This is a genomic window from Aureimonas fodinaquatilis, from assembly GCF_008369445.1.
Classification (GTDB): domain Bacteria; phylum Pseudomonadota; class Alphaproteobacteria; order Rhizobiales; family Rhizobiaceae; genus Aureimonas; species Aureimonas fodinaquatilis.
Genome location: NZ_VTWH01000001.1, coordinates 427,634 through 451,715, shown reverse-complemented (window position 1 = coordinate 451,715; position 24,082 = coordinate 427,634). Strand labels below are relative to the sequence as shown.

Here is a 24,082-nt window from a genome sequence, read left to right as displayed (position 1 = left end):
AAACGACATGCACAAAGGATATTTCATGCGCTCCCTCTGTCTGGCTTCGGCTCTCGTTCTTGCGTCCAGCCCGGTCGCTCTTGCAGCAGGCGCTGATGCACTCAGTGATGCTTTCAGCAAATTTCCGCAGGTGATCGTCACCAACCCCGAGCCCGTGCAGGCCTATTTTGTCAACATGGAAGCATTGCAGGCCATCGGGCAGCATATCGGCTCGGAGCATGGCTTTGCACATCAGCGAATGGCCTTTGGCGCAATCGGTGCCGTGAAGCCGCTGACAATGGCCAGCGTTGAAACCTGGGAAGGCAATTCCGGCATCGAGCTTGCAAAGGTTCGCTATTTTGCCGGCATGGGCGTGCCGCCACAGATGATCAGCGTGTGGGGCCTGAATGATGAGGCAACCGTCACCGGTCTTCTGGAAGCGTTGTCCGACGCTGATTTCGAGCCAGTGGGGTCCGCGGGCGTCATCGGCAATGGCGAACCCATGGCGGCCAATCTTCGGGCTCGCCAGATCGGCAATCCATGGCGCGATGAGTTGGGGCGGGCAACCTTCGTCGGACAAACGGGCAATGGGCTTGTGCAGTCGGGCATTCCTCAAGCCGTGGAATTTTTCCTGAAAGACGGTGAGAATGCCAGCGACCATCCGGTTGTGGCCACGGCGCTTGGCTCACTGGATGCCATCACCAATGCAGGCTTAGTCGTGCAAGCCATGCTGATTTCGCCAACCTTTGGCCTGCAAGGGGGCGATTTCGGTTCCATTGCCTTGTCCGGCAGCACCGACATGAGCGAACTTCGCAGCCAGTTGGAAGCCAGTCTGAAAGAGGCCGGTCAGGGCATACCGCCTTATTTCGGCGGCATCATAGCCGATGTGCAGAACGAACGCCCGGAACTGGTTATGACGCTGATCTATTCTGACTGCGAAACAGCCGAGACCGCCACACATCTGATTGAAGCGCGCTGGCAGGGCACCATGGCCGACAGTGGTGCAGCCGCTATCCGAACTGGAACGCGCGAAGGCGTTGACGGATTGTGTGCGGCTGCGGTCAGTGTCGAAGCGCAGAACGCCGAACCGGATTCCAACCCGCATGCAAAAGCCATGTTCAACGCATTCATGAAACGCCAGTTCAATGTTTTGCAAATTGGAGAAAGCGCGCAATAGCGGCGTTCTGCACGGCATATCTGGCAAGGGTCAGGTGATTGTCAGCGTGGGCTGAAAACCAGTTTCAGCTCCCGCCCGCCTCTGCCAGCCTGGCAAGAACATCGGCGCGATCATTTGCGTCGTGCACGGCCACAGAAAGCCGGCCCGAAATCGCAAACCCTGATCCGTTGTCGATGAACGCATCCCATTGCTGCGGACCATCATCATAGCCCGACCGGACAAACAGCGCCCTGCTGTATTCACCAGTCGCGCCCTCGCGCATGAAGGCATCTGTCAGCACAATCTGCTCCGATGCCTCTTTGGCGCGACGGTCAAACTCCCGCTCGACACCGTTGTTAACGAGGTAGAGACCAAACTCCTCGGGCACGCTGCGTGACAGAATCTCAAGCCCGTCGAAATCATACGTCTGCACTTCAGCGTCGCTGCGCATATCCAGGGGCAGGCCCTGCCGTTGTCGTTGCGGCATGGACCCCATGCGCGTTCCGGCACCCGGGCCCGCACTGCTGCGCGGGCCTTCAGCTACCGATGGCGCGGGCATGGGCATGTCACGGGCAGCCTCGAAACTTTGGCCCGTCTGGTCCAGCATCATCGGCACGGTCACGGCAGCAACCAGCAAAACTCCGGCCAGTCCCGAAGCCGGTATCAGCCAGCCCCGTCCAGGCAGCAAAGTCTCCAGCCAGCCCTTTTTCGCCGGCTTGGCCTTCTTTCCTGTTCCTTGTGCAAATGCACGACCGCTCATGGCCACGGTGGCCTTGATCTTTTCAGGGTCAGGCTCCGGCGGCGCAAGCTGCGACAAGCGCTCAAAGTGATCTTTGTCTTCGCCGGTCATAATCTATCCTTAAGCGCCTTTCGCGCATTGTGGATGTGCCATGCAACCGTCACGTCCTTGCAACCCATAATTTTTGCGGCTTCGGCATGGCTCATATGTTCGCCATAGACCAGAAGCACAGCATCACGTTGTTTGTCGGGCAACTCCCTGACCACCTGCCACAGCGCATTCAGAGCAAGCTGGTCCTCCTGCGTTGGTGGGCTTGCATCGTTGATCTCAAACGACATTTCCGATTCCAGTCGCTGTCGCCGCTGGTTCGATCGCTGAACGTCATGCACGGCGTTAAGCGTGATCCGGTAGAGCCAACTCGTGAAGCTTGCCCGCCAGTCGAAACTTTTCAACCCGTTGGCAAGCCGCATGCAAACCGTCTGTGTCACATCTTCCGCATCGCTGCGATGCCCAAGCCACCGATAAGCTGTCTTGAAAATGAAACTGTACTGAAGTGCGACCAGACGCTCGAACGCAGCGACATCGCCTGCCTGTGCAAGACGCACCAGCTCCGCCGTGGGGCCTGTGTTTCTATCAGGCGTTGCGGCCGGCGCACCGGGCGTTTCAGCGGAACGGTTCGCTATGTTCATGAAACCCAAGAGTTACGCGACAATCCAGACGCAACCTATCGTTGAGTTAATGTTGTGATCAAGTCCTTTATTCAAATCAGTAACGTTTGGGCAGCCAAGGGGGTTTCCAGTTCTGATGGTCGGCAGGCCTGCCCATGGACATGTTAAACTGATGACGTCATGGGCAGCGCCCCCAGACTTCGATACCCTTTGCGCTGGAGTTGACCATGAGATCAGGAGTTGGACGCCAGATCTGCACGGTTTGATCCAGCGTTTGGCGCACCTCGGACAAGGCTTTGTCCTGATCCACCTTCGTCGCGTCTTCCAGTTCCAGCATGGCCAGAATTGCCTCATCCGTTATGGAAGGCTTGAAGGTGCGCGCTTCATTGGCCACGGGGACCACTTCGAAGGTGCCGTGGTCCTTACCCTCAGGGCTTTGCTGCGACACGATGAATGTACCGGGTCCGGTGACCTGATGCGTCACTATGTTTTCCCAGGTGTCAGAACAGGTCCGTTCAATGGTTCTGGTCAGGCTGTCACGATCTGCGGGTCCGTCTCCCTCCCAGTTGCGCACGGTGGTTTTCAGCGTGAACCAGCGGCCGTCCATGCCCGCCACAATGGCTTCCGCGGCCTCCGGACCGCCCAGTTCCGCAAGTTGACCGCTGGCCAGGTGCGGAGCAACCATGTCTATCTGTGCAGCAAGGTCGTCATCAGCCAAAGCCGGTGTTGCGGCCAGAGCAAAAGCAAAAACAAGTGGCAAGCGCATCAGTGTCTCCAGATTTCGTTGTCTTTCCCATAAGACGCCACGAAAACGGCAAACCTTGGTGCGAGGGACTTTGTCTGTCTGCTCCGCTCAACAGGACGTGTTAAGGCAGCCGGTTTCGTCTGCCCGCTTGTTCTGGTATAGCAGCGCAAAATCGTCAGTGCCCGGGAGTTGCCGGGCCAGTCCTCGTCTTCACTGGTCAGCGCAACAAATTCCCGGAGTGAGCGTTCATTTCCGAGGGCGGTCAATTGCCGCATGAGACTCACACTTCAAGGGGTGGTTGGCTTGCTGATTTCAGGAGAGCGTCGTCAGCAACTGCTCATCGCCGGCGCGGGGCTTGCTGCCGGTCTTATTGCCCAGCGGCTGGCTGGTTTTCCCGACATTGACATTATCATTTTCGAGGCGGCCAGCGCTCCATTCGGCGAGCATACATGGTCATTTCACCAGGCTGACATTACCCCGGCAGACAGTGAGTTGATCGGGCCGCTGATTGCACATCGATGGGCGGGTCAGACTGTGCGTTTTCGTGACTTCGAGCGGCATCTTTCATCCGGTTATGCCTCGCTGACAAGCGCCTCGATGCTTGCCGCAATGGAACGTCTGTCAAACGTCAGCATCAGGCTCAACTCTCCGGTTGCAACGATCAACGCCAAGGGCGTGGTTCTTGAAACCGGCGAAAGTTTCACGGCGGACTGCGTCATTGATGCGCGCGGCATGCGCAAAAGCAGCGCGATTGCGCTCGGCTATCAAAAGTTCGTCGGCCTTGAGGTCGAAACACTCTCCCCGCACGGTGTTGAAAATCCTGTCGTCATGGACGCTTCGGTAGACCAGATTGACGGCTACCGGTTTGTTTATCTCCTTCCCTTTTCACCCACCCGCATTCTGATCGAAGATACGCGCTATGCGGATGGGGGAGCTCTTGATGAGCAGGAGATCATAAGCCAAATCCATGCATATGCCGCGAGGAGAGGATGGGTCATCAAGACGGTGGTCCGGCGCGAGAGCGGTGTCCTTCCCATTGCGCTGGCCCATGATGCAGAGAGGTTCTGGTCCGAGGCACCGCGCGATGTGCCCCAGGCAGGCATGCGGGCCGCTCTGTTTCATCCAACAACCGGCTACAGCCTTCCCGATGCGGTGAGGCTTGCCAATCTGGTGGCAGAAAGCTGGCCTGTCGACAGCGCTGTTCTGGCATCGAAAATCAGGATTCACGCTTTGCAGAGGCATCGCCGCCAGCGTTTCTATCGGCTGCTCAACCGGATGCTGTTCCGCGCGGCACAGCCCGACCGCCGCCACCTCGTTCTGCAAAGGTTCTACCGGCTCAGCCAGAACCTGATCGAGCGATTTTATGCGGGAGAAAGCACGGCGGCTGACATGGCCCGTATTCTGACCGGCAAGCCACCCGTTCCACTGCACAAAGCCATCGCCTGTCTGCGCGAGGCACCCTTACTGAACCCGGAGAAAGCGTGAGCAAGACAAGGACCGCAGCGGTTATCGGAGCTGGCTTTGGCGGGCTTGCTTTGGCCATACGCCTGCAGAGCGCAGGCATTCAGACAACCGTGTTTGAAAAAAGAGACAAGCCGGGCGGCCGCGCTTATGTCTATCAGGACGAAGGCTTCACCTTTGATGCCGGCCCCACGGTGATAACGGATCCGGATTGCCTTGAGCAATTATGGGCACTTTCGGGCAGACGCCTTTGCGACTACACAACGCTGTTGCCTGTAACCCCCTTCTATCAGCTTTGCTGGGAAGACGGGTTTCGCTTCGACTATGCAGACGATCAGGATGCGCTGGATCGCCAGATCGGCGCAAAGTCTCCCGATGATGTGGAAGGCTACCGGCGTTTCCTTGCTTATTCGACGGATGTTTACCGCGAAGGCTACGAAAAGCTCGGAACCGTGCCTTTTCTCAACGTCGGATCGATGCTCAAAGCCGCACCGCAACTTATGCGGCTGGAAAGCTATCGCAGTGTTTATGCCAAGGTCAGCCAGTTCATCCGCGACGAGCAGTTGCGCCAGGCCTTCAGCTTCCATTCCCTGCTCGTTGGTGGCAATCCTTTCGACACATCTTCCATCTATGCGCTGATCCATGCGCTTGAGCGCAAGGGAGGTGTCTGGTTTGCCAAAGGCGGCACCGGCGCGCTGATCGCCGCAATGGTTCGGCTTTTCGAGGAACTGGGAGGCAGGCTGCATCTGAATGCCGAAATCGACCGCATGATGGAAAGTGAGGGACGTGTAACGGGCCTTGCGCTGGGCGATGGGCAGATCATGAGATTCGACCAGATTGCGTCGAACGCCGATGTTGTGCACACTTACCGGCACTTGCTCCGGGGCACAGCCAGAGGTGATGCAAACGGCCGAAAGCTGGGCGCGAAACGCCACTCGATGTCGCTTTTCGTGATCTATTTCGGCCTTCGCAGGCAGCACCCTGAACTCAAGCATCACATGGTGCTTTTTGGCGCGCGCTACCGCGAATTGATCGATCAGATTTTCAAGGGTCATAGCCTTGCAGATGATTTCTCGCTCTATCTTCACGCGCCGTCGGTGACCGACGACAGCCTGGCGCCACCCGGACACAGCGCCTACTACGTTTTGTCTCCGGTGCCGCATCTCGGCAATGTGGACATTGACTGGGATGTGGAGGGCCCACTTTACCGCGACCGGATTCTCAAATACCTCAACGACCGCTATATTCCGGGGTTGCTCGACGATCTCGTGACGGTTCGGCATTTTACCCCGTTTAACTTTCGCGATGAACTCAACGCGCATCTGGGTTCGGCGTTTTCAATTGAGCCAATCCTGACACAAAGCGCCTGGTTCCGGCCGCACAATCGAGACGACGTCTACCCCAACCTCTACATCGTCGGGGCCGGCACTCATCCCGGCGCTGGCATTCCTGGCGTTGTCGGCTCTGCAAAGGCAACGGCCGGGTTGATGATTGCGGATGCGCACCAATGAGTGACACGGTCGTTGAACGCAGCGAACACGCAATTGCAAAGGGCTCGCAAAGTTTTGCTGCCGCTGCCCGGCTTTTCCAGCGCGAAACGCGGCAAGATGCCGTGATGCTGTATGCCTGGTGCCGCCACTGCGATGACGTCATTGACGGGCAGATTGCCGGTCATGGCCAGGCGGAGGATTTTCGTGAAGGACAGAAAAGGCGCCTTGACGAATTGCGGGAGCAAACGGACGCCGCTCTTTCCGGCCAAGCCTCAGGTGACTATATTTTTGAGGCTTTGCAACGGGTTGTGACGCGGCATGATATTCCGCACCGCCACCCGCAGGAGCTTCTGACCGGTTTTGCGATGGATGTCGAAGACCGGCAGTACCGCACAATCGATGAGACGCTGGAATATTGCTATCACGTCGCCGGCGTTGTCGGGGTGATGATGGCGATGATCATGGGCGTTCGCGACAGAGCCGTGCTCGACCGCGCGTGTGACCTGGGCCTTGCCTTCCAGCTTACCAATATCGCCCGCGATGTGATTGACGATGCGCGCGCAGGCCGCGTCTATGTTCCGGAAGACGTGCTCCTGCGTCACGGCATCACAAAAATAACGCCTGATGATCGGGGACAATGGCCCAGCCTGCATGCGGCTGCGCTGGATCTGCTCGATCTTGCGGAAGGCTACTATACGTCCGCCTATGCGGGAATATCGGCACTGCCGCCACGTTCTGCCTGGGCAATTGCCGCAGCGCGGCGGGTTTACCGCGCCATAGGTGAAAAGCTGCGCAAGGGCGGTCCTGAAGCATGGGAGCAGCGTGTTTCGACAACGAGAAACGACAAGATTCTGCTGCTGGCCGCAGGGCTGGGCGATATAGCGGCCACGCGATTTTATCGAAACCCGCCCCCGCGCGAAGGTCTTTGGCAGCGACCAGTCTGACGCATCAACGCTTTTTTCTGCCGTTGAAATGGCTGGGTTTCAATGCGAGTTGCCTTAATGCAGAACAGGGCGCTCGTCTTCGTTGTCGAGAACGGTTTCGTCGATGGTCTTTCGGTTTGTCTGCAACTGCTTGACCAGTTTGTCGACAGGCTGTGCATAGACAAAGCCGAAAGACACGCAGCCTTCCTTGCCCTTGACCGCATGGTGCATGCGGTGCGCCTGGTAGACACGCTTGAGATAGCCTTTTCGCGGAATGTATTTGAACGGCCAGCGCTGATGAACCAGCCCGTCATGCAGCACGAAGTACAGGAAGCCGTAGATTGTTACGCCAAGGCCTATCCATGTCAGGGGCCTCCACCACTCTCCGGCGAGAAACAGAAGTATGGCGACACCTGCGAACACGAGGGCGTATAAATCGTTCTTTTCAAGCGCATCATCATGCGGCTCATGGTGCGACTTGTGCCAGCCCCACCCCCAGCCGTGCATGATGTGCTTGTGCGACCAGGTGGCAAACCATTCCATGAACACGACCGAACCGACGATCAGCAGGATCGGCACCAGATAAGACAGCACTGTTTCCATGTGACCTCCACGGCCTTCTAAAGGCTCAGCCGCTTTCGCGATACAACGACGCTCGTGCAGAGTGTTGCTGCCGCCATAACTGCCAAAAGAGACAGCTCGGGCAGAAGTTCCTTCAACGAATCGCCGCGCCACAGAATACCGTAATACGACTCGATGGCCCATGCGTTCGGCGTGAACCAACCGATATCCTGCAACCAAGGCGACATCATGAAACGCGGCACCATGGAACCACCAAGTGCTGAACTGACAAGCACCACGAATGTCGAGATTGTCTGCGCCTGTTGCTTGCTTGTGCAAGCGGACGCCACGACCAGGCCCAAACCGGCGGCTGCGGCAGAGGCTGCAAGGGTTACGATGAACCAGGCGCCGAATCTTGATGTGACGTCGAGGTCATGAATCAGGGCGGCGGCTGAAAAAATCAGTGCGACCTGGATGATCCCCTGAACCGTGAGAAAAAGAAACTTGCCAATGACAACGACATCGGTGCCCGCAGGGCCAACAGCAATGCGGTCCAGAATGCCGGCATGGCGCTCCTCGATCAATGTTGCCGCCCCCTGCAACGAGGAAAACAACAGGAACAGGATTGAAACCGCGCCAGCGTAATAGCTGATAGTGGCGGAAGCCCGCCCCGCTGGCTCAACCTCCTCGATTGAAACGAGAGGTGCCACGCCTTCCATCGATCCGCCTTCGTCTGCCACAGCCCTCAGAGCCGCATCGAGGCGCGCTTTCTGTTCGGTGGTGAAGCCTCCGGCCAGAGCCTCAACGGTTACCGCCGTGCGCGCCAGAGCGATGTCTGGAAGCTCGCTTGCAATCAGGCGCTGCAGCCGGCCCGACAGGATAGCGCCAGCCAGCACCTTGCCGGGATCAACCAGAACGATCAGCGGAGCCGTGTCCTGTGCGTCCGGGCCACCCTGAATGAAAAGCCCGGCATCTGCATGGCCGCTCTCAATAGACTGGGTAACCGCTGCGCGGCTGCTTGAAACGCCCGGCAACACCTGCAAGGCATTTTCGGCGCGCAGGGCCGTTTCAAGCCGGTCTGCAAATGCGCTTTGGCCGGAGGCACCGAAAGCGACCTGCAATCGGATATCGCCACCGCTGGCACTTGAAAATATTGCCGCAAAAATCAGGAAAATCACCGGTGGCAGAAGGAATGCCAGCGCGAGCGCGCCCCGGTCCCGGATAACACTAAGGGCCATAACGCGGAACATCGCCCCGATCATTGCAGCGGCTCCTTGTCTCGAACAAGACGAAGAAAGAGGCTATGCAGCCCTGGCTCACGCAGCCGGATTTCTTTCAACTCCAAACCGGCCTGGCTCAAGGATTTTGCCAGATCATCAAGGTGCAGATGCGCCCCTCCGCCCAGCTTGACCCAGCCGGTGGCGCCATCCTGCCTTGAAAAGCCGGCTTGCTGCAGCCAGTCCACATGGGCTTCGCCGGGAACCTGCCTCAACTCGACAATCACCTCTTTCTGCTCTTCAAAAGCAGCCTCAATCAGTTGCCGCGGGTTGCCCTGCAGCACCAGTTTGCCGGTTTGCAACAGGCCCACGCTGGAACAGAGCGTCTCGGCCTGATCAAGATCATGGGTTGCGAGCAGCACACCCATGCCGCTGCGGCTCAGGTGGACGACGACCTCGTGAAGCCGATTTCGCGCTTCGACGTCGACACCGGCCGTCGGCTCGTCCAGGATCAGCAGCGCCGGAAGATGGAGTATTGCTGCAGCGATGTTAACCCGCCGCTTCCAGCCGCCTGACAGCTTGTCGACACGTTCTCCCAGCCGCTCAAAGACCTGTGATGCATCGCTTGCCCAGGCAACCCTGTCCGCAAGGTCATGACGGGAAATTCCTGACAGACGGCCAAACACTTCAAGATTTTCCCGAACTGTCAGGTGGGAATAGAGGGCCAGTTCCTGTGGTGCCAAGCCGATGTGCCGCAGCCGGTTCGCCCCCTGTGTTCCTGCAACCTCAACTGTTCCGCCGTTCGGCTTCAGCCGGCCGCAGATTGTTCGTATGAGCGTGGTTTTGCCTGCCCCGTTCGGTCCGAGCAGCCCGAATATCTCTCCCTGTCCGATCTGAAGCTCAAGGCTGTCCAAAACCCGGCGCGAGCCATAGTTCACCGTCAGCCCTTCAATGCTGAGCGGACGCGCATCATTCCTCATCGAATTTGATCTTGCTTTTCAGGTAACGGTCCATCAAAGCCTCTATCGGCGCACGGCGAACACCCGAAGCGCGCAGCGCCAGTTTCGCCGCATCGATATGTTCAAGGCAGGTCATGCGCGCCCGATGTTCGCCGTAGAGCGAAACAATGGTTGCCTTGCCGCTGTCCTTGTTCACATCCTTGCCAATTTCATTGGGATCGACAGACTTGTCGAGAAGATCATCCGCTGTCTGAAACGCCAGTCCCAGATGCCTTGCAAAATCGCGAACATAACCGGTCTCATTGCTGTTCATATCGCGAAACACCGCGCCCATTTCAGCACATGCCACAAAAAGAACGCCTGTCTTCAGCCAGTTCAGACGTTCAATCTCGGTTTCATCCGTCAGGCCGTTCCGGCCATTGAGATCGACTTCCTGACCGGCAGCCAGTCCCTTGTGACCAACCGCTTTTGAAAGGATTGCCGCCAGCCGGGTCCGGACCAGGGGCGGCACATCAAGCTCGGCAATAATGCCGAATGCGCGCGTCAGAAGGGCTATGGCACTCAGGATAGCTGTCGCCTGGCCGAACGCGACGTGAGTTGTCGGCCGTTCGCGACGCATCTGGGCATCATCCATGCACGGCAGGTCATCAAGGATGAGCGAGGCGGTGTGAACCATCTCGACCGCGCTGCACAGGTTCAGAACCGCATCTTCCGCTTTCGCGTCCGGCTCTGCGATCAGATAGAGCAGAACAGGACGGACACGCTTGCTGGGAGCAATCAAGGCGTGCTCCATGGCAGCGGTCAGATTGTCAGGGATATCGCCGGCTCCTTCCAGCACTTGCAGAAGACGGGCTTCCACTGCGTCGCGAATGCCGAGAACATAAGCCAGGGCTTCCGGATCGCGTGTCTCGTCCCTGAAGATATCCATCGACGTCACACTCCACCTCCTGACCCGTCCCTGATAGGGTGCTTCCAAATACTCCAGGCGTCCAGTAGTTGAAAGTCGCCGACGATAGGAAAGATACAAGTTGGCAGTTGCCGGTACGGCTGCTTTCGAAAAGGACCACTCATTGTCGATCAGCCGTAAAAACGATCATCTCGATATTGTTCTCGGCGGGCACGCCGCCTCTTCGGTCAGTTCTGGCTTTGAGCGGTTTGTCTTCGAGCACGTTGCGCTTCCTGAAATCAACATGGATGAGATCGAACTCGGCACAGAGTTCCTGGGAAAACGGATAAGTGCACCGCTTCTCGTCAGTTCCATGACCGGCGGCCCTGAACGCGCAGAATTGATCAATGCCAATCTTGCAACCGCCTGCGAGGAGCTTGGCATCGCATTTGCAGTGGGCTCTCAGCGCGTGGCACTGGAAACGGATGAGAATGCCGGTCTGGGCCGACGGCTGCGCGACCTTGCGCCCTCAATACCACTGATGGCGAATTTCGGCGCGGCCCAGTTGAACCTCGGTTATGGGCGCGAGCAGGCAATGCGAGCTGTGGACATGATCGGTGCGGACGCCCTTATCATCCACCTCAACCCGCTGCAGGAGGCGGTTCAGCCCGAGGGCGACCGCAACTGGCGCGGCCTGTTCCAGGCAATCGAACATCTGGCAGGCAACCTGTCCGTGCCCTTGGCGGTCAAAGAGGTCGGCTCCGGCATTTCGGCACCGTTGGCGCGGCGTCTGTTCAATGCCGGTGTGTCCATCATCGACGTTGCGGGGGCTGGTGGCACAAGCTGGGCAGCGGTTGAGGCAGGCCGTGCACACTCGCCTGTACAGGCTGAGGTGGCACGCGCGTTCACCGGGTGGGGGCAACCGACCGCAGACGCAATTCATGAGGTGCGAGAGGCCTGTCCGGACGCGCTTGTCATTGGCTCTGGCGGCGTGCGGGACGGGGTTGATGTTGCCAAGGCAATTCGCCTGGGAGCGGATCTTGCAGGCCAGGCCGCAGGCACGCTGGGCGCTGCAACAGTTTCGGCCGACGCCGTCATGGATCACTTTAACGCGATCATTGCGCAACTGAAAGTCACGTGCTTTTGCACTGGCTCGAAAGACCTGCAAACGCTGAAAGAGGCCCGGCTTCGCAGCGCAAGAGACATTTTCATGCCATCGGCGATCCGGTAACGAGTCGAAGCGTGCCCAGAAGTATGCCGTCGCCGATCAGCAGGAACACCGAAGCCTCGACGCTGATTGCAAACAGCGCAGCCGAGGTCCGGCTCAGTTTCATTGCGGCGATTGCGCCTGCCAGCATGAACAAGGTGTCTCCCGCCGAGTTGAGGATGCTGTCTCCACGGTAATCAAGGTCGCTGCCGAACATGGCAAATCGGTCAATGATGAGCGTGGTGTTCTCCATGACTTCCCAGATTGCGCTGCTTGCCGCCACCGCAACGATCACATCCCTCATGCTCCAGTCTGGTCGCATCCAGACCAGCAGGTGAAACAGGCCCACGCCAAAGACAGCGTGAAGCCAGGAATAGTGATCTGAAAAATGTTGAGAATTGTGGGTTGGATCAAGTGCACCCTGCCAGAGCCTCACATCACCGCAGGCACAGGTGAGCGGCCGACCCATCAGATGCAGGATCAGAATCTTGAAAAGGATGATCACGAGAACCACAACTGCGGTCTTTGTGTAAGCGCATGAGTGGACAGTTGAAGAAATCATGTGCATTGAACTATTCACTCCAGAACAAGTTCATCGGAAGATGAAGCCCCGCCGGAGATTGACTTGCGCCTCGCACTCATCTGTCCGCCATTTCCCAGTCATGTCCAGGTTTTTGAAGTCCTGGCTTCAGCCCTTGTAGGCCGTGGACACGAGGCAATTCTCATCCTGCAGGAAGGCGCGCAGGCATTTCTATCCGGTGATGCCTCATACGAATTGATTCCGCCACCCGCTGGCAGCTCCACCGAGCAGGTTATACGGCAGGCAGCAGGCGCAAGCGGCCTGCTCGGTGTATTGCGAACAGTTGCCAACTCGGCTGCCGCGACAGACAATTTGTGCAGCCATTTGCCGAAGGTCCTGAACAGGCTTGCGGTGGACGCAATCATTGCCGATCAGATGGAACCTGCCGGTGGGCTGGTCGCCCGCCATCTCGGGCTGCCTTATCTTTCGCTTGCCTGTGCGCTGCCACTGGAACGGGATGAACGCATTCCACCTCCCTACCTCGACTGGCCATACGCAGACGATGATGCCGGCATCAAGCGAAACCGGGGCGGCGAAATGGTTTCAAGATTGCTTTTGAGCGCCCAGAGGCGGACGATCAAACGGTGGGCGGAACGCTTTGGCCTGAGCAATCTGGAAACGCTGGAAGACTGCCTCTCACCGGCGGGCACGATAGCGCAATTGCCGAAGACGTTGGACTATCCGCGCACCGGATGGGGGCGGCCTCTCCTGCATGTGGGCCCCTTGCGCGAGCAGCGCGCCCGGGAGGAATTGCCGATCGAAATCGATCCGGGCCGCCCGTTCGTGTTCATGTCGCTCGGCACGCTGCAGGGCCACCGTTATTCTATCTTCCGCGCTGTAGCCAAAGCCTGCCAAAGTCTTGATGCACAATTGCTGGTTGCCCATTGCGGCGGGTTGAACAGCACCCAGGCGGCGAGTGTTGGCGCCACCTGGATCACAGACTTCGTGCCGCAGCGCGAGGCGCTTGCTCGCGCCGACATCTGCGTGACCCATTGCGGCCAGAACACGGTGCTGGATGCGTTGGAGGCGGGCAAGCCGCTGCTGGCCATCCCGATTGCATTTGACCAGCCGGGCATGGCAGCGCGCATTGTTCACCACGGCTTGGGGGTTAAGCTGACGGCGCGTTCGTTAACCTCTCGCAAGGCGCAGCACGCGTTGGAAACATTGTTGCAGAACCCGTCCTACACCCAACGCGCCCATGCGGTGGGCGCGCAGATGGGAAGTGAAAGCGGCGTAACAAAAGCGATTGCCCATGTAGAGGGGCTGCTTCAGACGAACTGAGCGGCCCGATCGGACCGCTCAGCCTCAGGCTCACCGATAATGAACCAGCATATCGCCCGGCCAGGATGCAATGAGAGTTTCCAGCGTCAAACGGTCCTTTTCCTCAAGGCGAGGCAGGCCCGGCAGGCGAACCGGTCCAACATCCGCACCCATGATCATCATCGCTTCCTTGACCACGGTCACGTTGGTGCCGTTCTCGTACCGGGTGCGCAATTCCTCGAAAGTGCCAATCTGATCGACAATCTCGCGAGCTTTTGCGTAGTCGCCAGCTTCAAGCGCATTCCAGGTTGCCAGTGACAAAGCCGGCGCAACATTGACAAGACCCGAGGTAAAGCCGCGCGCGCCCACCGCGTAGAATGGCGCAGCCCACCCTTCAGCCAGCCCGCAAATCCAGATTGTATCGAGATCTGTCGTTTCCCGGATGCAGGCAGAAAGCCGGTTGACGTTGTGGCCGGCATATTTGATCCCCGGAATATTGGGATGTTCCGCCACACGGCGCAGATCGGCGATACCCATCGTGTCGGAACGGACATAAGCCACGACGGGCAGTTCAGACGCTTCCGCCAGTTCAATGAAGTAGTCGGCCTGCGACTGCGGAGCGGCAAAAGGATCCCGCGGATGGTGGACCATGATTGCATCAGCACCGGCGGTTCTGGCGCGCTTTGCTGTGTGGATTGCCTCACGCAGAGAGCGCCCGACGGACGCGGTCACAACGGCATGGCCAGCGGCACCTTCAATTGCAGCCTCGTGAACCCTGGCCACCTCATCGTCGGTAAGGCTGAAGAATTCGCCCGTATTGCCCGCAGAAACGATGTTGTGAATGCCTGCCTGCGCAATTTTCGATACAATGCTGGCGGTCATGGCCAGGTCAATTTCGCCATCCACACCATAAGCTGTCACGTGCACGCCCGAAATTCCGGCCAGACTCGCAGTTAGGTTCGTCATTCAGTTTCCTTTCTTTGCGCTGCCTTTCCAAACAGGCTTTCGGCGTATGTCTTGCCCGACCTCACAATGTGGACGCGCATGGATTGCTCGGCACGGTCCATATCGTGCGCGCTGATGGCATTCATGATGTCGGTGTGTTCCTGCAGGGCCAGGCGGCGCTCATCGGCATTGTCCAGCAATCGTGCACGGCTGGCATCGTCAAAGACCAGTTGCTGGGTCTGCAACCGCAGCAGGTAGTTGCATCGCGATGCCTTGCGGATTGCATCATGGAATCTGGTGTTCAGCGCAATCAACGCCGGTGTGTCAGCGCCCCGCGTCGCTTCGCCCATATTGGCGATGATTGTAGCAAACTCGCTGATCTCGGCTTTCGTGGCATGCTTTGCAGCCTGCCGGGCAATCATGCTTTCGATTGCGGCCCGCGCCAGAGACATCTCCTCGGCATCATCGGGACCGAATGAGACAAAAACGCCCTTGCGTGCCTCGGCCTTGAGCAGCCCTTCCACTTCCAGACTGCGAATCGCTTCCTTGAGCGGCGTGGTGCTGACACCCAGCTCTTCGGCCAGCGCCCGCTCATTCAGGCGCTGCCCGACTTCAAACTGCCCGCTCAGAATCGCCTTGCGCAGAACCTCCCGAACATGGTCGCGCAAATTCTTGAAGTGCCCGGCATCAATCTGGCCCAGTCGTGGTTGCTCGCTCATGTCCCTCTCCTCAATCCATTCCGCTCACGGTCAGTGTGTCTCCAGCAATGCGTCCACCGCCAGAGTGTATGAGCGATACCCGAAACCACAGATCACGCCACGGCAGACAGAGGCAATTGCGGATTTGTGGCGAAAGTCTTCGCGCGCATGGACATTCGTTATGTGAACTTCGATGGCATCAACCCCCGCGCCTGCAATCGCGTCTCGCAGGGCAATCGATGTGTGTGTCAGTGCGCCAGCATTGAGGATGACGCCCCAGCCGGCTTGCCCGGCATCGTGAATGCGGGAAACAATCTCACCCTCACTATTGCTTTGTTCGAACATGATTTCCGCCCGACCACCAGCGTGGCTGCGCGTTCGCCTTTCCACATCCATCAACGTCATGGCGCCGTAAATCGCAGGCTCACGCGTACCCAGAAGGTTCAGGTTGGGGCCGTTGAGCACAAGAATTTTCCGCATCATCACTTTCTGTCCGACGAGTTCGCTTGACGAAATTTAAAATCTGATATTTCATATATTGAGGGAAATGCAGTTTGGAAAGTGCCTTTCGGATTTTTCGAAAGTTCTGCGGGGCAAAAATCGGATGGGGAGACTGAGTTGGCACTGAACCCGACCACGACAGACGCGGCAGCACCGGGCCGTTCGCGTGTGTTCAATTATGTCGTTGCCGCCATCATGGTCGGAGTATCCGCCATTATTGCGCATGGCACGTTCTTTTCGGGGCGGTCCCGCACCGGCGTTTCAATGCCGCTGGTGTTTCCCAGCGTCCTGATTGTGCTGCTGATCGGTCTGGCAGCCCTGCTCGTCTGGCAAACCGCTGCCAACAAGCTGCCCCCGCCTGAAAACGCTCCCATTCCTCTCCGGGGCCACATGCGGGCGGCCATCATTCTCTGCATCACCATCGCTTACCCACTGGCCATGCCGATCATCGGCTTTCCGCTGGCCACGGCAGCGGCGCTCACGGCCTTCTCCCTTGCGCTCGGGGAGCGCCGATACTGGCTTATTGCTCTCTATGCGATCGGCTTTGCCGCCGCGCTCTATGCCATCTTCATCATGGCGCTGCGCGTGCCACTTCCGCTTGGCTTTTTCGAGTAGTCCGCCAAATGATCCTGGAATCTCTCGCGACTGTCGCGACGCTCACCAATTTAATTGCCATGCTGTCCGGCGTCATGCTCGGCATCGTCGGCGGCGCGCTTCCGGGGCTGACCGCAACCATGGTCATTGCCCTGCTTGTGCCATTCACTTTCACCATGGCGCCGCTTGCCGCTCTTCTGATGCTTTGCGGCATTCACGCGGGCGCCAATTACGGTGGCGCCATCACCGCCATTCTGCTCAGAACGCCCGGAACGCCTGCCGCCGCCGCAACAGTGCTTGACGGCTACCCGATGGCCCAGAAGGGGCAAGGTCGGCGCGCAGTCGAATTGGCCCTTTATGCTTCGGGCATTGGCGGTCTGGTCAGCGTTCTGGTCATGATTTTTCTTTCGCCGCTGATCTCCAATGTGGCCCTGATGTTCGGCCCGTCGGAATATTTCGCCATTGGCATATTCGGGCTCACCGCCATTGTCGGTGTTGCCGGGCGTTCACTGCTCAAGGCCATCATCGCGGCAGCTCTCGGCCTCACACTCACGCTGATTGGCCTGGACCCGGTGGCCGGATATCCGCGCTTCACCTTCGGTTCAACCGACCTTTTGGGCGGAGTGCCTTTTCTGGCCGCGCTGATTGGCCTGTTTGCTCTGCCGGAGGCTTTTCGCCGGGCCGCCAAGTTTGCGACCAGTAAGGAAGAAACGCCGCAATTTGATAATTCCCACACCAACATCCGGGAAGTGGTGCAACTGACACCGGAGGCTGCAAAATCCGGCCTGATCGGCAGCGCCGTCGGGGTGCTTCCCGGTGCGGGCGCAGATGTGGCTGCATTCATTGCCTATAATGAGGCGCGCCGCTCTGCCAAGGACAAATCCGGGTTCGGCAAGGGCGATCCGCGCGGCCTTGTTGCAGCAGAGTCCGCCAATAACGGCATCACTGGCGGCGCTATGGTTCCGTTGCTGACTCTTGGCGTGCCGGGCGATGCTGTGACGGCGGTGCTGATCGGGGCTTTCACCATTCAAGGCATAAGGCCCGGACCGCTTCTGTTCGAAACCCATCTCTACAGCCTGATCTACCCGCTCTTCATGGGGCTTATTGCCATCAATCTTCTGATGCTGGTGTGCGGCTATATATTTTCCGGGCCGATCAGCCAGATTGTCCGCCTTCCAAGCAGTTTCATCATTGGCGGCGTCATCGTGCTTTCCGTGGTCGGTGCCTATTCCATGCAATTCAGCATGTTTGACGTGTTCATCATGCTGGCCTTCGGGGCTGTCGGATATTTTCTGGAAGAGAATGATTATCCGCTCTCGCCCATCGTTCTGGCCATTATCCTCGGGCCCATGGTCGAAACCAATCTTCGACGCGGCCTGGTGATGCATTCCGGCGATGTGCTCGCCTTCCTGTCCAGTCCGATTTCTCTGGCGATATTTGCGCTGGCTGCCATCACGGTCTGGTTCAGCGTCCGCAGTCGCCGCGCCATTTTCGCATAACAACACAACCAAAAGAGGAGAATGCAAAGGTGAGTCTGTTTTCTGTAATCCGCACTGCCTGTGTAGCCGCCGCTTTGCTGGCAGGCGTCAGCGCTGCCCATGCACAGGATTTTCCTGACCGCGCCATCACATCCATCGTGGCGTTCGGGGCTGGCGGCAGCACTGACGTGGCTGCCCGCTCACTGGTCCGCTTTGCCAATGAATATATTGGTCAGGAAATCGCCGTTGAAAACCGTACCGGTGGCGCTGGTGCCGTGGGCATGCTGGCTCTCGCCAATGCCCGGCCCGACGGTTACACCATTGGCACCGTGAATTTCGAGCTGCTGACATTCCGGCCACTGGAGCGCGCGCCGGTTGGTCCTGACGATGTGCGTTTCATCATGAAAGTTCAGTCTTCACCCGCCACGCTGACCGTGCAGGCGGATGCACCGTGGAACACACTTGAGGAATTCATCGAGGATGCGCGCAAGCGTCCCAACGAGTTGCGCATTGCCGCCTCCCCTCCCGGCGCAGTGTGGAACGTTGCAGCAGGCCTGATCACCAGCGAAACCAACACTGAAATCAATGTTGTGCCGTTTGATGGCGGCGCTCAGTCAGCCATAGCGCTTCTGGGCGGTCAGGTGGATGCAACCACGATTTCCGTTCAGGAGGTCATCGACCATGTGACCACCGGAAAGCTGAAGGTTCTGGCCACTGCCACGGAAGAGCGCCACCCGGCCCTGCCTGATGTTCCGACCTTCAAGGAAGCTGGCTATGACATTGTGTTCGGCTCCTGGGCAGCGATGGCAGCACCCAAGGATATTCCGGAAGAGCGTTTCCAGGTGCTGAGCGCCGCTCTCAAAGACATGTTCGATGATGAGCGTTTCCAGACATTTGCAGCGGAAAACGGCATTACCCTTGATTATGTTGCCGGCGATGAACTTGCCGGGCAGATGGAGGCCGATGCTGAAAAGGTGGCTGCCATTCTGGCAGCGCAGGGTTTGACCAACTGAGTGAATTGAGCACCATGTCCAACGTCACACATATTTCCCGCGAGAACCCGCAATATTGCATTGATGCGGCAGCGGTTCCGGCAGCCCGTGTGGGCAGCAAAGCCCAGCTCGTGTTTGAAACCCACGATGCGCGTGGTGGAAAACTGCGTGAGGCATGGCAGGTGCACCAGACCACGCCCGACTTTTCGGAGCGCTTTCCGAAGGTCAATCCGGTAACCGGCCCCGTTTTCATCGACGGGGCCGAGCCCGGAGACACTGTTGCCGTCAGAATTATCGAAATCGGCCTCGACGACCAGGGCTTCATTCTGGTCAAGCCCGATATGGGCATCACCCATGGCAAGGTTGAAAAGCCGATTGCAAAGATCTGCCGGGTCGTGGCTGGCGAAGTTCTGTTTGATGATCTGCGCTTTCCTGTCTCTCCGATGGTCGGGGTCATCGCGGTCGCTCCTGCTGGCGGTCCAATATCACCGGCGCTCGTTGGCCGCTATGGTGGCAATATGGATTGCAAGCGCGTTGCGGTTGGCGCAACGCTGTATCTGCCGGTGCAGGTTGCAGGCGCAATGCTTTATGTCGGCGACATTCACGCCTCTATGGGAGACGGCGAAGTCACCGGCACTGGCATTGAAATCGGTGGCAGCGTAACCGTCGAAGTCGAGCTGATGAAAGGCAACGCCCGGCAATGGCCATGGCTCGAAACAGAGACGGACATCATCTCGATCGCCTCTGCGCCAACCTATGAGGAGGCGGGTCGGATCGGCGTGGATCAGATGATCGACCTTCTCGGCACTCGTCTCGGCCTCAACCCGACCGACGCCTATATGCTGATCAGCGCCATTGGCGACGTGCGGATCAACCAATCATGCGGCTCGACCGCAGACATCAGCGTGCGTGTCGAAATGCCCCGGCTGGGCCACGGCATCATTCGCCATCAGGACCGTTAAAATCATGATCTTGCATCCCCTACCCAACCACACCGCCATTGCGCCGCAAACCTGGCAAGGTCTGACAAAACTGCAGCCTGCGTCTCTGGGGCACTATCTGACCAATGGCATCATCGGCAATTCCGTGCGCCCCCTCGTTGCAGACAAGCGCATGGTTGGCCGCGCTGTTACCGTGCGGCAGCCATTTCCCGATGCCATCGCGGTTCATGTGGTGTTCGAATACCTTAAAGCTGGCGATATTCTCGTCATTGATCGCTGCGGTGATAACCACATTGCCTGTCTTGGTGAAATGACGGTCAGGGCGGGCCTGGCTATTGGACTTGCAGGCTTTGTGGTCGACGGGGTCGTCACCGATATTGACGAACTGCGCGAGATCGGCATTCCCGTTTTTGCAAAAGGTCTCAATGTGGTGACCACGCGCACACTGGATATTGATGGCGCCGAATTGTTCGGCCCTGTTGTCATTGGCGGAATCACAGTCAGAACCGGTGATATTCTCATGGGCGACAACAATGGCCTGCTCACCCTGTCACCACAGCATCCGCAGCTTGACGCGCTGGTGCAAAAGGCTCTGGCAGACGAGGAGCGGGAAGTTGAATGGCGGCTGCGCCTTGCCAAAGGCGAGTCCCTCGGGGACATGACAGGATCGCGCGCGCTGTTTGACAAGCGCATTGCCCGGCAACTAGCCAGCGGTGGCAACCCAGCCACGAAATGAAAATGCTGCATAAAACAGGGATGGCTCTGTAAAACCCGCTGACAGCAAGAGTTCCTCCTCCGCAATGGGAGGAAGCAACGGAAGTTGATCTGCCATTGATTTAGCGGAGCTTATCTCATTTGCCCTGCTGGAACCGGCGCGTTTGGCGAAAGCCGCCGAGCGCGCCAGCCAGCTTTGCGGGTTGGCGTCGGGCGCAGTGTGATGAGCAACAACAAACCTGCTGCCCGGCCGAAGCCGGCGGCGAATTTGGGACAGCGTATGCAGCCGAAGTGCAGTGTCGAGAAAGTGCAGCGTCAGCAGGCATGTTGCACCGTCAAAAGCCAGCATCGGGGCTTGATCGACCGTGCCTTCCAGAAGTGTGATCCGATCAGCGTAGGGCGCAGATGTCTGGCGGGCGATGTCCAGCATGGCGGGCGAAGGATCGACACCTGTGAAACGCCAATCCGACCGCAACTCTGCCAGAGCCTTCAGCTCAAGCCCACCGCCCGCCCCGACGACGAAAATATGGGCGGAACCCGGCGCGCCTTCACCAAGTAGAATTGCCGCCATTCGATGCAGGTCGGCGAGGCCCGGCACCTTTTGCGGTGTATCGTGGACATAGGATGCAACCGCCGCCGGATTTCTGAATGGGGAGAGTTTGAGATTCATGCCGCACCTTATTTTGTAACAGTTGAAGATACATAAGCAATTGCTGTTCACGTATCAACAGATGATGCATAAGTTTGTCGGCTGATCGCAGGGTTTCAAACACGGGTTGTGGAATGAACAAGGATACAAGGCTATCGGATGTGCTGCATGTTCTCTTGCACATGGCACAGGACAATAAGCCTGCGACCTCACAGGTGCTTGCCCGGAGCATGGGCACCAACCCGGCGGTGTTTCGGCGAACCATGGCAGGTCTGCGTGAGGCGGGTTATGTCAAGTCCGGCAAAGGCCATGGCGGCGGCTGGCAATTGGCACGACCACTGAGCCAGATAACCTTGCTTGCGGTATACGAGGCCCTGAACCGACCGACGCTGTTTGCAATTGGCAACAGGGATGACCGCACGGATTGTCAGGTGCAGAAACATGTGAATGCCGCGCTGTCTGATACGATGGCGCAAGCCGAAAAACTGTTTATTGAGCGATTCAGCGGCATAACACTCGACCAGCTTGCCCCGGATGAAGTTACGTCGGCTCCGCAACCTTGACGATCGGCGCCATGGTGGAGAATGGAGACTGTACAAGTCAATCTCTTGAAGTGGCGATTGACGCTACCAGTTACGCCGGGGGACTGCCTGCACTATGGTGCCAGGCCAATGATCGCAGGGGATGCAAGGCCGCGTGTTGCAGGATTTTCTCGTAAACTACCAGGCCTACATTGCGCTTGGCCTCATGGCATTGACCTTCATCGGTTTTCTCTTTGAAAAATTGCCTCCGGAAGTTACGGCAGCCATCGGCGCGGCAGCTTTTGTGCTGTTCGGCTATGTCAGTCCCGCGCAGACTTTCAGCGTCTTTTCCAATCCTGCACCGTTGACCATTGCTGCAATGTTCGTGCTGACCGGCGCAATGGTGCGCACCGGCGTGCTGGAGCGGGTGGTTGGCATCATTCTCGATTTTGCAGGTGACAATGCGGCTCGTGCGGTGATTTGTCTGGTGGCAGGCATCATGCTGCTGGGCGGTTTCATCAACAACACGCCTCTGGTCCTGATCCTCATTCCGATCGGGGTGCGCATCGCACATAAATTCGGCTTTGCCCCAACACGGCTTCTGATACCGATTTCCTATTTTACCATTCTTGCCGGCACTCTGACGCTGATCGGCACTTCGACAAATCTGCTTGTTGACGGCGTGGCGCGGGAACACGGGATGGAGCCGTTTTCGATTTTCGAAATAACGCCGGTGGGCATGGTAACGGCGATTTCCGGTCTGTTGCTGCTTGGCCTGTTCGGGAGATTTCTGTTGCCAGACCGCAAGGAAGAAGGCGGAGACCTTGACGGAGAAAACGCGCAGTTTCTTTCCGAAATCACCATTATTGAGGAAGGCGACTTTACGCAGACCAAAATCGGTGAGATCGCCGCACTGAAACTGCCCAATCTTAAAGTCCGCGCGGTCAACCAGAGCGGTACCATCACCCGCAAGGATATCAGGTCCATTGAGTTGAAGCGCGGCGACAGGCTGGCGATTTCGGCAACGGCGTCCGAACTGTTAACGCTGCATGACATTGAGGGGATTCGAATTGGCACGGGAGCCATTCAGCCCCGGGAAAAGACCGAACTGGCAATGGTTGAGGCAGTGGTCGGCCCGAACCAGTCCATTCAAGGCCGGCGGATCGACCAGTTGGCGATCAGCAGTCAGTTTGGCGTGCGGGTGCTAGGCGTCAACCGGCACAACCACATTGCCGGGCAGGATCTGCGCAGCGCCAAATTGCGGGCTGCTGACCGGCTGTTGATCGAGGGACCGGCCGCAGGAGTTGATGCACTGAGCCAGCGTGGAGTGCTGGTTTCGGTAACGCGCACGAGTGGCCGGGCTTATCGGCAATCCAAAGCGCCAATTACGCTGGCCGCTCTGGCGGGAGTGGTTGCACTGGCGGCATTCGGCGTCATGGATATTGGAATTTTGGCCATGCTGGCTGTCGTTGCCATTCTGGCGCTGCGTTGCATTGACAGCGAAGAGGCATGGGGTGCAATCGACGGTGGCATCCTGGTGCTGATCTTCGCGATGCTCATTGTTGGGCTTGGGCTGCAGAATGCCGGATCAGTGGATTTGATCGTCAGCGCGATTGCTCCGCATCTGACAGGGCTTTCACCGCTTCTGCTGTTGGTCACCATCTACATGATGACTTCGGCTCTGACCGAGCTTATCACCAATAATGCGGTTGCGGTTGTCATGACGCCCATTGTCATTGCGCTCAGTGTCGAGCTGGGCGTTGACCCCAGGCCATTGGTGGTGGCGGTGATGTTTGCCGCAAGCGCCAGTTTTGCCACCCCTATCGGCTATCAAACAAACACGCTGGTTTACGGCGCGGCCAATTATCGTTTCACCGATTTCGTAAAAGTGGGAATACCGATGAATGTGGTGGTGGGTCTTGCCACCTGCGCGGCGATCTATTTCTTTTACGGCATGACTGGATAGGCGCAACAAAGCGGCCCTGCAAATTCAGTCGTCTTTATGAAGTTGGCCTTTGGCCGGGATAAGCGTGACCGGATCAACGCCAATCGCCTCACAAATCAGAATGAACTCTGCAAAATCAAGCCGCCGTTCACCAGTTTCAAATTTGGAAACGAATGTCTGCCGCTGGCTTATGCGCCTGCCCAGTTCAACCTGAGTCATGCCGGCCTTTTTGCGAGCCGTGATGAGCAAGTCAATCATCTGACGGTAAATTTC

General features: G+C 58.0%; 26 protein-coding genes. 13 read left to right on the top strand and 13 right to left on the bottom strand.

From position 1 onward, the window contains the following. Positions 1-25: 25 nt before the first annotated feature. Positions 26-1,156, top strand: coding sequence for a hypothetical protein (locus FPY71_RS02240; protein WP_149297225.1), 1,131 nt, complete (start codon positions 26-28; stop codon positions 1,154-1,156). Between the two features lie 64 nt (positions 1,157-1,220). Here FPY71_RS02240 and FPY71_RS02235 read toward each other — a convergent pair whose 3' ends face one another. The 3 genes from FPY71_RS02235 to FPY71_RS02225 form a co-directional block, all read right to left on the bottom strand. Further along, positions 1,221-1,985 carry a hypothetical protein gene (locus FPY71_RS02235; RefSeq protein ID WP_149297223.1) on the bottom strand — a complete coding sequence of 255 codons (765 nt, stop codon included), beginning with the start codon at positions 1,983-1,985 and terminating at the stop codon, positions 1,221-1,223. Continuing rightward, on the bottom strand, positions 1,982-2,563 hold the full coding sequence (locus tag FPY71_RS02230; RefSeq protein ID WP_149297221.1) for an RNA polymerase sigma factor: 582 nt from the start codon (positions 2,561-2,563) through the stop codon (positions 1,982-1,984). The genes FPY71_RS02235 and FPY71_RS02230 overlap by 4 nt, the downstream gene beginning before the upstream one ends. Positions 2,564-2,720: 157 nt before the next feature. Then, the gene (locus FPY71_RS02225) at positions 2,721-3,308 is read right to left on the bottom strand and encodes a hypothetical protein (protein WP_149297219.1); all 588 of its coding nucleotides are present in this window, start codon (positions 3,306-3,308) and stop codon (positions 2,721-2,723) included. A gap of 252 nt (positions 3,309-3,560) precedes the next feature. On the opposite strand from FPY71_RS02225, the gene crtY reads away from it, so the two are divergent. Genes crtY through FPY71_RS02210 form a run of 3 tightly spaced genes read left to right on the top strand, consistent with a single transcriptional unit; the run spans position 3,561 to position 7,182 of the window. Then, complete coding sequence (gene crtY, locus FPY71_RS02220; protein ID WP_149297217.1) at positions 3,561-4,772, top strand: lycopene beta-cyclase CrtY; 1,212 nt, start codon at positions 3,561-3,563, stop codon at positions 4,770-4,772. Beyond that, positions 4,769-6,259, top strand: coding sequence for a phytoene desaturase (locus FPY71_RS02215; protein WP_149297215.1), 1,491 nt, complete (start codon positions 4,769-4,771; stop codon positions 6,257-6,259). Before crtY ends, FPY71_RS02215 begins: the two co-directional genes overlap by 4 nt. After that, on the top strand, positions 6,256-7,182 hold the full coding sequence (locus tag FPY71_RS02210; protein ID WP_149297213.1) for a phytoene/squalene synthase family protein: 927 nt from the start codon (positions 6,256-6,258) through the stop codon (positions 7,180-7,182). The genes FPY71_RS02215 and FPY71_RS02210 overlap by 4 nt, the downstream gene beginning before the upstream one ends. A 54-nt stretch (positions 7,183-7,236) precedes the next feature. Here the strand turns inward: FPY71_RS02210 and FPY71_RS02205 are convergent, their stop codons facing one another. The 4 genes from FPY71_RS02205 to FPY71_RS02190 are packed head-to-tail and all read right to left on the bottom strand — an operon-like array spanning position 7,237 to position 10,826. Further along, positions 7,237-7,764 (bottom strand): sterol desaturase family protein, encoded by a 528-nt coding sequence (locus FPY71_RS02205; RefSeq protein WP_149297210.1) that lies wholly within the window; start codon positions 7,762-7,764, stop codon positions 7,237-7,239. Positions 7,765-7,781: 17 nt separating this feature from the next. Continuing rightward, positions 7,782-8,984, bottom strand: coding sequence for an ABC transporter permease (locus FPY71_RS02200; protein WP_149297208.1), 1,203 nt, complete (start codon positions 8,982-8,984; stop codon positions 7,782-7,784). Next, entirely contained in the window at positions 8,981-9,919 is a 939-nt protein-coding gene (locus FPY71_RS02195) for an ABC transporter ATP-binding protein (RefSeq protein ID WP_149297206.1), read from the bottom strand. The genes FPY71_RS02200 and FPY71_RS02195 overlap by 4 nt, the downstream gene beginning before the upstream one ends. Continuing rightward, positions 9,909-10,826 carry a polyprenyl synthetase family protein gene (locus FPY71_RS02190; RefSeq protein ID WP_246160156.1) on the bottom strand — a complete coding sequence of 306 codons (918 nt, stop codon included), beginning with the start codon at positions 10,824-10,826 and terminating at the stop codon, positions 9,909-9,911. The genes FPY71_RS02195 and FPY71_RS02190 overlap by 11 nt, the downstream gene beginning before the upstream one ends. Positions 10,827-10,926: 100 nt before the next feature. Here FPY71_RS02190 and fni point away from each other — a divergent pair, with 100 nt between their 5' ends. Then, positions 10,927-12,015 (top strand): type 2 isopentenyl-diphosphate Delta-isomerase, encoded by a 1,089-nt coding sequence (gene fni / locus FPY71_RS02185; RefSeq protein ID WP_210246228.1) that lies wholly within the window; start codon positions 10,927-10,929, stop codon positions 12,013-12,015. On the opposite strand, the gene FPY71_RS02180 is transcribed toward fni, so the two are convergent. After that, positions 11,993-12,559, bottom strand: coding sequence for a DUF2585 family protein (locus FPY71_RS02180; RefSeq protein WP_149297201.1), 567 nt, complete (start codon positions 12,557-12,559; stop codon positions 11,993-11,995). The two genes, fni and FPY71_RS02180, sit on opposite strands and share 23 nt — an antisense overlap. A 57-nt stretch (positions 12,560-12,616) precedes the next feature. On the opposite strand from FPY71_RS02180, the gene FPY71_RS02175 reads away from it, so the two are divergent. Next, positions 12,617-13,852, top strand: a complete 1,236-nt coding sequence (locus FPY71_RS02175) for a glycosyltransferase (RefSeq protein WP_188052175.1) — start codon at positions 12,617-12,619, stop codon at positions 13,850-13,852. Positions 13,853-13,882: 30 nt separating this feature from the next. Here the strand turns inward: FPY71_RS02175 and FPY71_RS02170 are convergent, their stop codons facing one another. Genes FPY71_RS02170 through aroQ form a run of 3 tightly spaced genes read right to left on the bottom strand, consistent with a single transcriptional unit; the run spans position 13,883 to position 15,954 of the window. Next, positions 13,883-14,797: a dihydrodipicolinate synthase family protein gene (locus tag FPY71_RS02170; RefSeq protein ID WP_149297197.1), complete on the bottom strand. Its 915-nt coding sequence runs from the start codon at positions 14,795-14,797 to the stop codon at positions 13,883-13,885. Then, on the bottom strand, positions 14,794-15,495 hold the full coding sequence (locus FPY71_RS02165) for a GntR family transcriptional regulator (protein ID WP_149297194.1): 702 nt from the start codon (positions 15,493-15,495) through the stop codon (positions 14,794-14,796). The genes FPY71_RS02170 and FPY71_RS02165 overlap by 4 nt, the downstream gene beginning before the upstream one ends. A 30-nt stretch (positions 15,496-15,525) precedes the next feature. Continuing rightward, the gene (gene aroQ, locus FPY71_RS02160; RefSeq protein WP_149297192.1) at positions 15,526-15,954 is read right to left on the bottom strand and encodes a type II 3-dehydroquinate dehydratase; all 429 of its coding nucleotides are present in this window, start codon (positions 15,952-15,954) and stop codon (positions 15,526-15,528) included. A gap of 138 nt (positions 15,955-16,092) precedes the next feature. On the opposite strand from aroQ, the gene FPY71_RS02155 reads away from it, so the two are divergent. The 5 genes from FPY71_RS02155 to FPY71_RS02135 are packed head-to-tail and all read left to right on the top strand — an operon-like array spanning position 16,093 to position 20,716. Next, complete coding sequence (locus tag FPY71_RS02155) at positions 16,093-16,590, top strand: tripartite tricarboxylate transporter TctB family protein (RefSeq protein ID WP_149297190.1); 498 nt, start codon at positions 16,093-16,095, stop codon at positions 16,588-16,590. 8 nt (positions 16,591-16,598) lie between these two features. Then, positions 16,599-18,068, top strand: coding sequence for a tripartite tricarboxylate transporter permease (locus FPY71_RS02150; protein ID WP_149297188.1), 1,470 nt, complete (start codon positions 16,599-16,601; stop codon positions 18,066-18,068). Between the two features lie 29 nt (positions 18,069-18,097). Then, positions 18,098-19,060: a Bug family tripartite tricarboxylate transporter substrate binding protein gene (locus tag FPY71_RS02145; protein ID WP_188052174.1), complete on the top strand. Its 963-nt coding sequence runs from the start codon at positions 18,098-18,100 to the stop codon at positions 19,058-19,060. A gap of 14 nt (positions 19,061-19,074) precedes the next feature. Next, positions 19,075-20,001 (top strand): acetamidase/formamidase family protein, encoded by a 927-nt coding sequence (locus tag FPY71_RS02140; protein WP_149297184.1) that lies wholly within the window; start codon positions 19,075-19,077, stop codon positions 19,999-20,001. 4 nt (positions 20,002-20,005) lie between these two features. Beyond that, positions 20,006-20,716, top strand: a complete 711-nt coding sequence (locus FPY71_RS02135; RefSeq protein WP_149297182.1) for an RraA family protein — start codon at positions 20,006-20,008, stop codon at positions 20,714-20,716. On the opposite strand, the gene FPY71_RS02130 is transcribed toward FPY71_RS02135, so the two are convergent. Next, positions 20,684-21,364, bottom strand: a complete 681-nt coding sequence (locus tag FPY71_RS02130) for a class I SAM-dependent methyltransferase (protein ID WP_149297179.1) — start codon at positions 21,362-21,364, stop codon at positions 20,684-20,686. The two genes, FPY71_RS02135 and FPY71_RS02130, sit on opposite strands and share 33 nt — an antisense overlap. Positions 21,365-21,477: 113 nt before the next feature. Here FPY71_RS02130 and FPY71_RS02125 point away from each other — a divergent pair, with 113 nt between their 5' ends. Then, complete coding sequence (locus tag FPY71_RS02125; protein ID WP_149297177.1) at positions 21,478-21,906, top strand: Rrf2 family transcriptional regulator; 429 nt, start codon at positions 21,478-21,480, stop codon at positions 21,904-21,906. A gap of 121 nt (positions 21,907-22,027) precedes the next feature. Next, positions 22,028-23,830: an SLC13 family permease gene (locus FPY71_RS02120; RefSeq protein ID WP_149297175.1), complete on the top strand. Its 1,803-nt coding sequence runs from the start codon at positions 22,028-22,030 to the stop codon at positions 23,828-23,830. 24 nt (positions 23,831-23,854) lie between these two features. On the opposite strand, the gene FPY71_RS02115 is transcribed toward FPY71_RS02120, so the two are convergent. Then, on the bottom strand, positions 23,855-24,067 hold the full coding sequence (locus tag FPY71_RS02115) for a helix-turn-helix domain-containing protein (protein ID WP_149298593.1): 213 nt from the start codon (positions 24,065-24,067) through the stop codon (positions 23,855-23,857). Positions 24,068-24,082 lie beyond the last annotated feature (15 nt).

What these genes read in the sequence shown, in the direction of transcription:
- FPY71_RS02230 (WP_149297221.1), bottom strand. Translation starts at nt 2,563, where the DNA reads ATGAACATAGCGAACCGTTCCGCTGAAACGCCCGGTGCGCCGGCCGCA.
- FPY71_RS02180 (WP_149297201.1), bottom strand. Translation starts at nt 12,559, where the DNA reads ATGCACATGATTTCTTCAACTGTCCACTCATGCGCTTACACAAAGACC.
- FPY71_RS02140 (WP_149297184.1), top strand. Translation starts at nt 19,075, where the DNA reads ATGTCCAACGTCACACATATTTCCCGCGAGAACCCGCAATATTGCATT.
- FPY71_RS02165 (WP_149297194.1), bottom strand. Translation starts at nt 15,495, where the DNA reads ATGAGCGAGCAACCACGACTGGGCCAGATTGATGCCGGGCACTTCAAG.
- FPY71_RS02170 (WP_149297197.1), bottom strand. Translation starts at nt 14,797, where the DNA reads ATGACGAACCTAACTGCGAGTCTGGCCGGAATTTCGGGCGTGCACGTG.
- FPY71_RS02115 (WP_149298593.1), bottom strand. Translation starts at nt 24,067, where the DNA reads ATGATTGACTTGCTCATCACGGCTCGCAAAAAGGCCGGCATGACTCAG.
- FPY71_RS02125 (WP_149297177.1), top strand. Translation starts at nt 21,478, where the DNA reads ATGAACAAGGATACAAGGCTATCGGATGTGCTGCATGTTCTCTTGCAC.
- FPY71_RS02120 (WP_149297175.1), top strand. Translation starts at nt 22,028, where the DNA reads ATGCAAGGCCGCGTGTTGCAGGATTTTCTCGTAAACTACCAGGCCTAC.
- FPY71_RS02130 (WP_149297179.1), bottom strand. Translation starts at nt 21,364, where the DNA reads ATGAATCTCAAACTCTCCCCATTCAGAAATCCGGCGGCGGTTGCATCC.
- FPY71_RS02205 (WP_149297210.1), bottom strand. Translation starts at nt 7,764, where the DNA reads ATGGAAACAGTGCTGTCTTATCTGGTGCCGATCCTGCTGATCGTCGGT.
- FPY71_RS02190 (WP_246160156.1), bottom strand. Translation starts at nt 10,826, where the DNA reads ATGGATATCTTCAGGGACGAGACACGCGATCCGGAAGCCCTGGCTTAT.
- FPY71_RS02200 (WP_149297208.1), bottom strand. Translation starts at nt 8,984, where the DNA reads ATGATCGGGGCGATGTTCCGCGTTATGGCCCTTAGTGTTATCCGGGAC.
- FPY71_RS02195 (WP_149297206.1), bottom strand. Translation starts at nt 9,919, where the DNA reads ATGAGGAATGATGCGCGTCCGCTCAGCATTGAAGGGCTGACGGTGAAC.
- FPY71_RS02210 (WP_149297213.1), top strand. Translation starts at nt 6,256, where the DNA reads ATGAGTGACACGGTCGTTGAACGCAGCGAACACGCAATTGCAAAGGGC.
- crtY (WP_149297217.1), top strand. Translation starts at nt 3,561, where the DNA reads ATGAGACTCACACTTCAAGGGGTGGTTGGCTTGCTGATTTCAGGAGAG.
- FPY71_RS02235 (WP_149297223.1), bottom strand. Translation starts at nt 1,985, where the DNA reads ATGACCGGCGAAGACAAAGATCACTTTGAGCGCTTGTCGCAGCTTGCG.
- FPY71_RS02225 (WP_149297219.1), bottom strand. Translation starts at nt 3,308, where the DNA reads ATGCGCTTGCCACTTGTTTTTGCTTTTGCTCTGGCCGCAACACCGGCT.
- FPY71_RS02240 (WP_149297225.1), top strand. Translation starts at nt 26, where the DNA reads ATGCGCTCCCTCTGTCTGGCTTCGGCTCTCGTTCTTGCGTCCAGCCCG.
- aroQ (WP_149297192.1), bottom strand. Translation starts at nt 15,954, where the DNA reads ATGCGGAAAATTCTTGTGCTCAACGGCCCCAACCTGAACCTTCTGGGT.
- FPY71_RS02135 (WP_149297182.1), top strand. Translation starts at nt 20,006, where the DNA reads ATGATCTTGCATCCCCTACCCAACCACACCGCCATTGCGCCGCAAACC.
- FPY71_RS02150 (WP_149297188.1), top strand. Translation starts at nt 16,599, where the DNA reads ATGATCCTGGAATCTCTCGCGACTGTCGCGACGCTCACCAATTTAATT.